The organism is Demequina sp. (assembly GCF_016278775.1).
GTDB lineage: Bacteria > Actinomycetota > Actinomycetes > Actinomycetales > Demequinaceae > Demequina.
The window spans coordinates 1-10,460 of record NZ_JADQBF010000031.1 but is presented as its reverse complement, the minus strand read 5'-3'; the positions used below and the strand labels follow the sequence as shown (position 1 = coordinate 10,460).

At 65.7% G+C, this 10,460-nt stretch carries 6 protein-coding genes; 1 reads left to right on the top strand and 5 read right to left on the bottom strand.

All coding sequences use genetic code 11. The features are described 5' to 3' along the window. Positions 1-127: 127 nt before the first annotated feature. Positions 128-1,015 (bottom strand): DUF3566 domain-containing protein, encoded by an 888-nt coding sequence (locus tag QZZ33_RS05040; protein WP_291378633.1) that lies wholly within the window; start codon positions 1,013-1,015, stop codon positions 128-130. Positions 1,016-1,253: 238 nt separating this feature from the next. On the opposite strand from QZZ33_RS05040, the gene QZZ33_RS05035 reads away from it, so the two are divergent. Then, the gene (locus QZZ33_RS05035) at positions 1,254-3,755 is read left to right on the top strand and encodes an FAD-dependent oxidoreductase (protein WP_291378632.1); all 2,502 of its coding nucleotides are present in this window, start codon (positions 1,254-1,256) and stop codon (positions 3,753-3,755) included. Between the two features lie 92 nt (positions 3,756-3,847). On the opposite strand, the gene QZZ33_RS05030 is transcribed toward QZZ33_RS05035, so the two are convergent. The 4 genes from QZZ33_RS05030 to gyrB all read right to left on the bottom strand — a co-directional run bounded on the left by QZZ33_RS05030 (position 3,848) and on the right by gyrB (position 10,425). Further along, complete coding sequence (locus tag QZZ33_RS05030) at positions 3,848-5,317, bottom strand: catalase (RefSeq protein WP_291378630.1); 1,470 nt, start codon at positions 5,315-5,317, stop codon at positions 3,848-3,850. Continuing rightward, positions 5,314-5,811 (bottom strand): Fur family transcriptional regulator, encoded by a 498-nt coding sequence (locus QZZ33_RS05025; RefSeq protein ID WP_291378628.1) that lies wholly within the window; start codon positions 5,809-5,811, stop codon positions 5,314-5,316. Before QZZ33_RS05025 ends, QZZ33_RS05030 begins: the two co-directional genes overlap by 4 nt. A gap of 86 nt (positions 5,812-5,897) precedes the next feature. Continuing rightward, entirely contained in the window at positions 5,898-8,453 is a 2,556-nt protein-coding gene (gene gyrA / locus QZZ33_RS05020; RefSeq protein ID WP_291378627.1) for a DNA gyrase subunit A, read from the bottom strand. Continuing rightward, positions 8,431-10,425 (bottom strand): DNA topoisomerase (ATP-hydrolyzing) subunit B, encoded by a 1,995-nt coding sequence (gyrB, locus tag QZZ33_RS05015; RefSeq protein ID WP_291378635.1) that lies wholly within the window; start codon positions 10,423-10,425, stop codon positions 8,431-8,433. Before gyrB ends, gyrA begins: the two co-directional genes overlap by 23 nt. Positions 10,426-10,460: the final 35 nt, after the last annotated feature.

Sequence of the window (10,460 nt, the reverse complement as noted above, 5' to 3'; positions counted from 1 at the left end):
TCTTCGTTATCAGCGAAGCGCTCTAACCGCCTGAGCTATGGGCCCGAAACGGCCGAGGCCGCGACGAACAAAGATACCCCACGCGCGGTCGCGGATCAAAACGCATGGACGACCGCGGGGCTGGGGTCTAGTCGTCGGTAAGCGTGAGGTACACGCCGCCGACCATGCGCGACACCATGTTGTACAGGAATGCCGCGATCACGGACAACCCCGAGATCAACACGACGTTGGTGACGGCAACGAGCAGGGTCGCAGACATCACCTTTTGGTACGCGACGAACTGCAGAATGTTGACTTCTTGGCCCTGGGTGAAGAGCTTGAGCACCCACTCCTGGATGAGGTCGAACGTGCCCATCGAGTTGAGTGCGGTCCACAACACGTGGATGGCGACCACCAGCATGATTCCCGCGGCGATCGACAGCAGGAAGCCAATCTTGAGAGCGGACCACGGGTCGACGCGCGACAACAGCACGCGCACCTTGCGGGGGCCGCCTTGAGCGACGGGACCCGACTTGGCATCGTCGTCCGTGGCAACCTTGTCTTTGGCAGCCCTGGCGAAGCGACCGAGGCCAGCAGAGGCCGACTTCAACTTGTCTTGAGCGGCGCCGACGGCACCCTGGCCCTCCGGCTCGGTCGCCTTGGGCGCGCCGGTCTGAGGCGTCTGGGTGGTGCGCGGTGGCGTTGCGGTGTCCGGGCGCGGCCCTGCGGTGTCCGGGCGCGGCGCTGCAGGCGCCGATGGAGCGGTGGTACCTGGGGGCGCGTACGACGCCGGACGAGCGGGTGCGGCGGTCGCGTGTTGCGAGGTGGGCGCCTGCCCGGCCGGGCGAGTGCCAGCGGGCTGTTGACCCGTCTGTTGGCCGGTCTGGTGAGTGCCGGTAATGGGCCGGAAGGCGGTGCGCTGCGGAACGGAACCGCTGGCGGGCATCACGCCAGCGCGGCGAACAGGCTCTTGCGCCGAGGCGGGCGGCCTCGAAGCCTGGCTGCCGTCGTTCGGGTTGCGGTCATCCGCGTTCATGCCATCTCCTCCTGGCCCTGCGGGCCCACGTCTGACCAAGAGTAACTGAGCAATGGCTCCCGGTCACGCCTAGCCAACGCGCCTGGGCCCTTCTGCGCTCCCAGTGAACACGGCAGGTCCCGGTCTTGCAGAGGCATCCGCCGTGGGGAGAGGGTCCCAGGACGCGACGAACGTCCCGTACGCGACGCGGTTGCGGTCCTTACTGTGAAGGGGAAACCATACCCCTGGAGGCATTGTCATGAAGCTCGTAGTCGTCGGAGGTGTGGCTGCAGGCGCTTCGGTCGCAGCGCGCGCCAGGAGGCTCGACGAGTCTGCTCAGATCATCGTGTTCGAGCGGGGCCACCACGTCTCCTTCGCCAACTGCGGCCTGCCGTATCACGTGGGCGAGGTCATCACCGATCGCAACCGCCTCATGCTCCAGACTCCTGAAAGCCTGCGCGAGTCCCTGCATCTCGATGTGCGCATCGCCACCGAGGTGGTGTCGATCGATCGCAAGGCCAAGACCGTCACCGTCCGCGAAGTGGACAACGATCACGAGTACACGGAGTCGTACGACAAGTTGGCGCTGTGCATGGGCGCGGAGGCCGTGCGCCCGCCGCTGCCTGGGATCGACCACCCCGCCGTGGCGGTGCTGCGACGCATCGGCGACATGGACAAGATCAAGGCCCGTCTCGACGCCGCCGTGCACGCGCAGAAGGACGGCAAGCGCGGCGTCGTCCGTGCCGTAGTGGTGGGTGCCGGGTACATCGGCCTGGAGATGGCGGAGAACCTTCACCACCGTGGAGTCAAGGTGGATGTGGTGGAACTGTCCGACCAGATCCTGCCGCCTGTCGACTATGAGATCGCCGCCCCTGTGGAGCACCACCTGACGGCTCGCGGCATCACGTTGCACCTGTCCACGGCCGCGGCGGCCTTCCAACCGCTGTCAGACTCCGACGGCGCCGAGCGCGTCACGGTCGAACTCAACTCCGGTATCAACGTGCCCGCCGACCTGGTCATTCTGGCCGCAGGCGTGCGCCCGTCCGTGGGGCTCGCTGAGGATGCGGGCCTCGAGCTGGGCGAGCGCGGCGGCATCAAGGTTGACACACACATGTGCACGTCCGATCCCGACATCTACGCCGCTGGCGACGCCGTCGAGACTCCCCACCCGGTGCTGCCCGGCACCTTCCTGGCCCCGCTTGCCAGCCCCGCCAATCGCGAGGCCCGCGTGGCCGCAGAGAACATCTGTGGACGCACCACCGAGTACAAGTCCACTCAGGGCACCAGCATCGTCAAGGTGTTCGACATGGTTGCCGGGGGCACGGGCGCCACCGCGCGCCAACTCGATGCCGCCGGCATGGACTACAAGGTGGTTCACGTGCACCCCAGCGGGCACGCTGGCTACTACCCCGGCACCGCGATGATGCACATCAAGGTGTTGTTCTCCCCGGACGACGGCAGGGTGCTTGGCGCTCAGGTGTGCGGCTTCGATGGGGTAGACAAACGGCTGGACCTGTTCGCCATGGCCATTCGCGCGGGCCTCACCGTGTACGACCTCGAGGAGCAGGAGCTCGCGTATGCACCGCCGTTTGGCGCGGCCAAGGACCCCATCAACATGGCGGGGTTTGTCGCGTCGAACGTGCTGCGCGGCGACTTCACCCTCTGGTACTCGCGAGACTTCCCCGCCGCCGTCGCAGGCGCCCGGCTCGTGGACGTGCGCACCACGGAGGAGTTCGACATCTGGCACCTGCCCGGTGCCGAGTGCGTGCCGCTCGGCACGTTCCGGGAGGCCATCAGGGACTGGGACCGCTCCATCCCCGTGCGCCTGTACTGCGCGGTGGGCTTCCGCTCCTACCTGGCGCATCGGATCTTGGTGCAAAACGGCTTCACCGATGTCTCGACACTCTCGGGAGGGACGACCACCTTCAAGCACGTGCACGACACCGACAAGGAGGGCTATGAGGCGCAGCCTCCGATGGAAAACTACGCGGAGACCGTGTCCGTCGCCTCCGCCGTGGCGGCGGCCACCGGCCACCTGACCGACCTCGACTGCACGGGCCTCGCCTGCCCCGGCCCCATCATGCGTCTCGCGGGCGCCATGAAGGCCGCCAGCGTGGGCGACGAAATCCGCGTGACAGTGTCCGACCCCGGCTTTGCGCTGGACGCCCCCGCGTGGGCGTCGAAGAACGGCCACGCATTGGTCGAGATGGAGCCCAAGGGCCCCGGCTTCGTGGCCACGTTCCGCAAGGGCGGCGTGTACCCGATGTCGATGGGTGGCGGCAAGCCGCGAGGCGACAAGTTGTCGATGGTGGTGTTCTCCGGCGAACTCGACAAGCAGATCGCCGCCTTCATCATGGCCAATGGCGCCGTGGCCATGGGCCAAGAGGTGTCGATGTTCTTCACATTCTGGGGGCTCAACGGGCTACGCAAGTCTGACCCGCCCCGGCGGCAGAAGAAGATGATGGACAAGATGTTCGGCGCCATGATGCCGCGCGGGGCCACCAAGCTGACCCTGTCGCAGATGCACATGGCCGGCATGGGCACGGCGATGATCAAACAGGTGATGAAGCGTCACGACGTGCAGACGCTGCCGGAACTCATTGCAGGGGCGCAGGAAGGCGGCGCACGGTTGCTCGGCTGCACCATGACGATGGACCTGCTGGGAATTGCTCAGTCCGACCTGCTCGACGGCGTCGAGTTGGCCGGTGTGGCGACGTTCCTTGGCGAGGCAGAGGAGTCAGGAACCACACTCTTCATCTAACTCTGAGCGGCCCCAGGGGACGGGCCGCCATCCGGGGGAACGGAGCCCCGCGACGGTGGGGGTCGCGGGGCTCCGTCACTCCCGCCGCCGTGCTAGACGGTCGCCTGGTCCTTCATGGACTCGACCGCGGCTCGCACGCGAGCGCCCAAGTCCGCATCCACATTCGTCCAGTACTCGTACACCCGCTCGAGCAGATCGGCGTGCGTCACTTGAGAGACGTGGCCAGCGATGTTGCCCACCAGACGCTCCTTCGCGGCGTCGTCCATCACGTCGCGGTACAGCGTGCCCGCCTGGCCGAAGTCGTCGTCCTCCGCATGGAGCGTCGCGGCAACCCGCGACATCTCCCCGTCGGATTCCCATCCGGCACCCGTGTTGGCACGCGCGGGGTCGGCCGCAGGACCGCCCACCGAGTTCGGCGCGTAGACCGGCTCAGAGGCGTCGCGATAGGCGGACCGCATGGTGCCGTCCTTGGAGTAGCTGTGCACCTGCGAGTGCGGGGCGTTGACGGGAAGCTGGGCGTGGTTGGTGCCCACGCGGTAGCGGTGCGCGTCCGCGTAGCTGAAGATGCGCGCCATCAGCATCTTGTCAGGGCTCGCATCGATGCCGGGCACAAAGTTCGACGGCGCAAACGTGGCCTGTTCGATCTCGGCAAAGTAGTTGCCAGGATTGCGATTGAGCTCCATGGTGCCCACCTTGATGCGCGGGTAGTCCGCCTGCGACCAGATCTTGGTGACGTCGAACGGGTTGAAGCGGTAGGTCGCCGCGTCGGCGTATGGCATCACCTGGATGTACAGCGTCCACGATGGGGCGTCGCCGCGGTCAATGGCCTCATGCAGATCGCGGATGTGAACGTCGGCGTCGTTGCCTGCCATCTCGTTGGCGGTGTCGCCGTCCATGCCCTCCACGCCCTGGTTGGAAATGAAGTGGTACTTCACCCAGAACCGCTCGCCCTCGGCATTGATCCACTGGTAGGTGTGCGATCCGTAGCCGTTCATGTGGCGCCAGCTCTTGGGAATGCCGCGGTCTCCCATCAGGTAGGTGACCTGGTGTGCCGACTCGGGCGACAGCGTCCAGAAGTCCCACTGCATGTCGTTGTCGCGCAGGTGGCTGCCGGGCAGGCGCTTCTGGGAGTGGATGAAGTCTGGGAACTTGATGCCGTCGCGGATGAAGAAGATGGGCGTGTTATTGCCCACCAGGTCGTAGTTGCCCTCCGACGTGTAGAACTTGAGCGCAAAGCCGCGCGGGTCACGCCACGTGTCCGGCGAACCGGCCTCGCCCGCGACGGTGGAAAAGCGCGCAAGCATCTCGGTCTGGACGCCCGGCTGGAACAGCGCGGCCCGCGTGTACGCGCTCACGTCTTCGGTGGTGGTGAACGTGCCGAATGCGCCGCCGCCCTTCGCGTGGACGATGCGCTCTGGCACCTTCTCGCGGTTGAACTGCGCGAGCTTCTCCACCAAATAGTGGTCGTGGAGCACGGTGGGGCCATCGGCGCCGACGGTCAGCGAGTGGGCGTCGGACGCGACGGGGGCGCCAGAGTCGGTGGTGGTGAACTTGTCAGTCATGGTGTCTCTCCTTGGATGGCCGAAGCGTGGGACGAGGAGTCGGGAACCCGTGCGAGCTGTTGGCAGTCGGCACACGTTCCCCAATAGGTCACCTCGGCCTCGTCGATGACGAAGCCTGCGGTGTGATGGGGGGTCAGGCACGGGGCGTGGCCCACGGCGCAGTCGACGTCCGCGACCGCACCGCATGACGTGCAGACGATGTGGTGATGGTTGTCGCCCACGCGCAATTCGTAGCGGGCGGGGGATCCCGCCGGTTCGATGCGCTGGGCGAGTCCGTTGTCCGCCAAGTCGCCAAGCACGTTGTACACCGCTTGCCGCGAGGTCCCAGGAAGTGCGATGGCGATGGCCTGGAAGACGTCATCGGCCGACGCGTGCGGAGTGGCCGCGAGGGCCACGATCACCGCGGTGCGTGGCTTGGTCACGCGCAGACCCGCGCCCCTCAACAACGAGGCCGCGTCGACCTGTGTTGCCTCGACGACGGCGTGGGTGCGCATGCGTCCACGGTAGGCCCTTCTTTTGATTCAGTCAAAAGAATGCGTCCCGGGGGGCCGGTACGGATCAAGCCATGCGAAGCCTGGGGCTAGTTCTCCTCTGCCCCAGCGTCGGCATCGGGGTCTACGCCCTCTTCCACGTCGAGGTGGCGTTCCACGTTGCGCGCCACGCCGATGATGCGGTCGCCCTTGGCTGGCTTGGCGAAGATGACGCCCATGGTGTCGCGGCCCTTCGCGGGAACCTCGTTCACCAGGGAACGCACCACCTTGCCGCCGCTCATGATCACCAAGACCTCGTCGTGCTCCTCGACCAGTAGCGCGCCCACCAGGTCACCGCGCTCCTCTTGGAGCTTGGCCACCTTGATGCCGAGGCCTCCCCGGCCCTGTACGCGGTACTCGTCAACGGAGGTGCGCTTCGCGTAGCCGCCCTCGGTGACCACAAAGGAGAATGCGCCCTCGGTGACCACGTCGAGCGACAGCAGTTCGTCCTCGTCGCGGAACTTCATACCCTTGACTCCAGACGTTGCACGGCCCATGGGGCGCAGCGCCTCGTCGGTCGCCTCGAACGTCAGCGACAGTCCCTTGCGGCTCACGAGCATGAGCTTGTCATCCGGCGCGACCAGTCGCGCGGCGACCAGTTCGTCCGGACGCATCTGACCGTCGTCGCCCTCGACGTCGCGCAAGTTGATCGCGATGAGGCCGCCGGTGCGGTTCGAGTCATACGCGGTCAGGTCCGTCTTCTTGACCAGGCCGCGCTTGGTGGCGAGCACCAGGTACGGCTTGTCCTCGTACGTGCGCAGGCCCATGACCTGGGCGATTTCTTCGCCCGGCTGGAACGCCAGCATGTTGGCGACGTGCTGGCCCTTCGAGTCGCGGCCGCCTTCCGGCAACTCATACGCCTTGGCGCGGTAGACCCTGCCCAGGTTGGTGAAGAACAGCAACCAGTGGTGGGTGGTTGTCACAAAGAAGTGGTCCACAAGGTCGTCTGCGCGCAGGGTCGCTCCACGCACGCCCTTGCCGCCACGACGCTGGGCGCGGTACTGGTCTGAGCGTGTGCGCTTGGCGTAACCGCCGCGAGTGATGGTGACCACCACCTCCTCCTCGGCAATGAGGTCCTCCATCGACACCTCGCCGTCGAACAGGGAGATCTCGGTGCGGCGGGCATCGCCGTACTTGCGCACAATCTCGGCCAGCTCGTCGGAGATGATGGTGCGCTGACGCGACTCGGAGGCCAGAATTCCCTGCAAGTCGGTGATCTCGGCCATGAGCGCGTTGTAGTCGTCGGTGATCTTCTGACGCTCAAGGGCAGCCAGACGACGCAGTTGCAGGTTGAGGATCGCGGTCGCCTGGACCTCGTCCACATCAAGCAACTCCATGAGCCCTGTGCGTGCCGTGTCCACATCGGGAGAGCGGCGGATCAGCGCAATGACCTCGTCGAGAGCGTCGAGCGCCTTGAGGTAGCCCTGCAGGATGTGGGCCTCGCGCTCGGCCTCTCTCAAGCGGAAGGCCGTACGACGCTGGATGACCTCTACCTGGTGCGTCACCCAGTGGCGCACAAAGCCGTCGAGCGGCAGGGTGCGGGGCACGCCGTCGACGATCGCGAGCATGTTGCAGCCGAAGGTGTCTTGAAGCTGCGTGTGCTTGTAGAGGTTGTTGAGCACCACCTTGGCTACGGCATCACGCTTGAGCACGATCTCGAGGCGCTGGCCGGTGCGGCCGGAGGACTGGTCGCGAATGTCCGCGATGCCGGCAACTTTGCCGTCCTTCACCAGGTCCGCAATCTTGATGGCGAGGTTGTCGGGGTTGACCTGGTACGGCAGTTCGGTGATGACCAGGCACATGCGGCCCTGGACTTCCTCGATGTTGACCACGGCGCGCATCGTGATGGAGCCACGACCGGTGCGGTACGCCTCCTCGATGCCGCGGCGGCCAAGGATGGTGGCGCCGGTGGGGAAGTCTGGCCCGGGGATGCGCTCGATGAGCGCGTCCAGCAGCTCCTCGCGAGTTGCCTCAGGGTTGTCGAGGTGCCACTGCACCCCAGCGGCGACCTCGCGCAGGTTGTGTGGCGGGATGTTGGTGGCCATGCCGACCGCGATGCCGGCGCTGCCGTTGACCAACAGGTTGGGGAAGCGGGCGGGCAGGATGATGGGCTCTTGCTCGCGGCCGTCGTAGTTGTCCTCGTAGTCGACGGTGTCCTTGTCGATGTCGCGGACCATCTCCATGGCCAGCGGCGCCATCTTGCACTCGGTGTATCGCGAGGCGGCGGCGCCATCGTTTCCTGGCGAACCGAAGTTTCCTTGGCCCTGGATCAGCGGGTAGCGCAGCGACCACGGCTGCACGAGGCGCACCATGGTGTCGTAGATCGCCGAGTCGCCGTGCGGGTGATACTTGCCCATGACGTCGCCGACGACGCGGCTGCACTTCGAGAACGCGCGGTCGGGACGATAGCCGCCATCGAACATCGCGTACAGGACGCGGCGGTGGACGGGCTTCAGACCGTCGCGCACATCGGGAAGTGCGCGGCCGACGATGACCGACATGGCGTAGTCCATGTAGGACCGCTGCATCTCGGTGTTGAGGTCCACGGCCTCGATGCGGCCGTGGTTGATGAGCTCTGGGCTTTCAGATGTCAAGGAAACGCACATCCTTCGCATTGCGCTGAATGAAGTTGCGGCGGGACTCGACGTCTTCGCCCATCAGGACGGAGAACACCTCGTCGGCCATCGCGGCGTCGTCCATCGACACCTTGAGGAGGGTCCGGCTGGTCGGGTCCATGGTGGTGACGCGCAACTCCTCGTGGTCCATCTCTCCCAGACCCTTGTATCGCTGGATGCCGTTCTCTTTGGGAATCTTCTTGCCTGCCTTGAGTCCCTCGGCCAACAGCACGTCGCGTTCCTTGTCGGTGTACACGTACTCGTGCGGCGAGTTGGACCACTTGATCTTGAACAGCGGCGGCTGCGCCAAGTAGACGTAGCCAGCGTCGATCAGCGGCCGCATGTACCGGAACAGCAGCGTGAGCAGCAAGGTGCGAATGTGCTGGCCGTCTACGTCGGCATCGGCCATCAGCACGATCTTGTGATAGCGCGCCTTGTCGATGTTGAAGTCTTCGCCCATGCCGGCGCCGAACGCCGTGATGAGTCCCTGGACCTCCAGGTTGGCGAGCGCCCTGTCCAGGCGCACTCGCTCGACGTTGAGGATCTTTCCACGGATCGGCATGATCGCCTGGTTGTACGGCTCCCGGCCTTGCTTGGCTGACCCGCCTGCGGAGTCTCCCTCGACGATGAAGATCTCGCACTCGTCGGGGTTGCGGCTCTGGCAGTCTGACAGCTTGCCGGGCATGCCACCCGACTCGAGCAGCCCCTTGCGGCGCGTCGCCTCGCGGGCCTTGCGCGCGGCCATGCGCGCTTGCGATGCCTGAATTGCCTTACGGATCACGTCCCTGCCCTCGTTGGGGTGGGAGTCGAACCAGTCGGTGAGGCGCTCGTTGACGGCCTTCTGCACAAACGTCTTGGCGATCGTGTTGCCCAACTTGGTCTTGGTCTGGCCCTCGAACTGCGGCTCACCAAGTTTCACCGACACGACCGCGGTGAGGCCCTCGCGAACGTCGTCGCCCGTGAGGTTCTCGTCCTTGTCCTTGAGGATGCCCTTGTCGCGCGCGTAGCGGTTGACCAGAGAGGTCATCGCGGCACGGAAGCCCTCCTCGTGCGCCCCGCCCTCCGTGGTGGCGATGGTGTTGGCGTACGTGAAGACCGACTCCGAGTAGGCGTTTGTCCACTGCAGCGCCAACTCGACGGAGATCTTGTTCTCCACGTCCTCCGTCTCGATGCTGATGACCTCTGGGTGCACCAGCTCTGCCTTCTTGGCGGCGTTGAGGTGCCTGACGTAGTCGACGAGACCGCCGTCGTACTTGTAGGTGACGCTGCGAGAGGTCGCGGCGACCTCGTCGTCCTCGCCCGTGATGTGCTCGGGACGCTCGTCGGTGAGCGTGATGCTCAGACCCTTGTTCAGGAAGGCCATCTGCTGGAACCGTGCGCGCAAGGTCTCGAAGTCGAAGTCGGTGGTCTCGAAGATGTCGGGATCCGGCCAGAACGTCTGGGTGGTTCCCGTCTGAGTTGTCGCCTCGCCCTGAACGATCGGGCCTTGCGGCTTGCCTCCGTCGGCGAAGGTTTGGCGCCACACGTGACCCTGACGGCTCACCTCTGTTTCCACCTTGCGCGACAAGGCGTTGACCACGGAGATGCCGACGCCGTGCAGGCCACCTGACACGGCGTAGCCGCTGCCGCCAAACTTGCCGCCGGCGTGCAGGATCGTCATGACGACCTCGAGCGTCGGCCTTCCCTCGACCGGGTGCATGTCCACCGGGATGCCGCGACCGTTGTCGGTGGTGCGCACGCCGCCGTCTTCTAGCAACGTGACGACGATGGTGTCACAGTGTCCCCCGAGCGCCTCGTCTACCGAGTTGTCGACCACCTCGTACACCAGGTGGTGCAGACCGCGCTCCCCCGTGGAGCCGATGTACATGCCGGGGCGCTTGCGAACAGCCTCGAGTCCTTCGAGAACGGTGATGTCGCTGGCGCCGTATTCAGGCGGGATCGCCCCTACGTCGTTGTTGGCCACAGATTGCCTTTCCAAGCCCCTCACGCGGCCCGGTT

What these genes read in the sequence shown, in the direction of transcription:
- QZZ33_RS05040 (WP_291378633.1), bottom strand. Translation starts at nt 1,015, where the DNA reads ATGAACGCGGATGACCGCAACCCGAACGACGGCAGCCAGGCTTCGAGG.
- QZZ33_RS05025 (WP_291378628.1), bottom strand. Translation starts at nt 5,811, where the DNA reads ATGCGCACCCACGCCGTCGTCGAGGCAACACAGGTCGACGCGGCCTCG.
- QZZ33_RS05035 (WP_291378632.1), top strand. Translation starts at nt 1,254, where the DNA reads ATGAAGCTCGTAGTCGTCGGAGGTGTGGCTGCAGGCGCTTCGGTCGCA.
- gyrA (WP_291378627.1), bottom strand. Translation starts at nt 8,453, where the DNA reads ATGTGCGTTTCCTTGACATCTGAAAGCCCAGAGCTCATCAACCACGGC.
- QZZ33_RS05030 (WP_291378630.1), bottom strand. Translation starts at nt 5,317, where the DNA reads ATGACTGACAAGTTCACCACCACCGACTCTGGCGCCCCCGTCGCGTCC.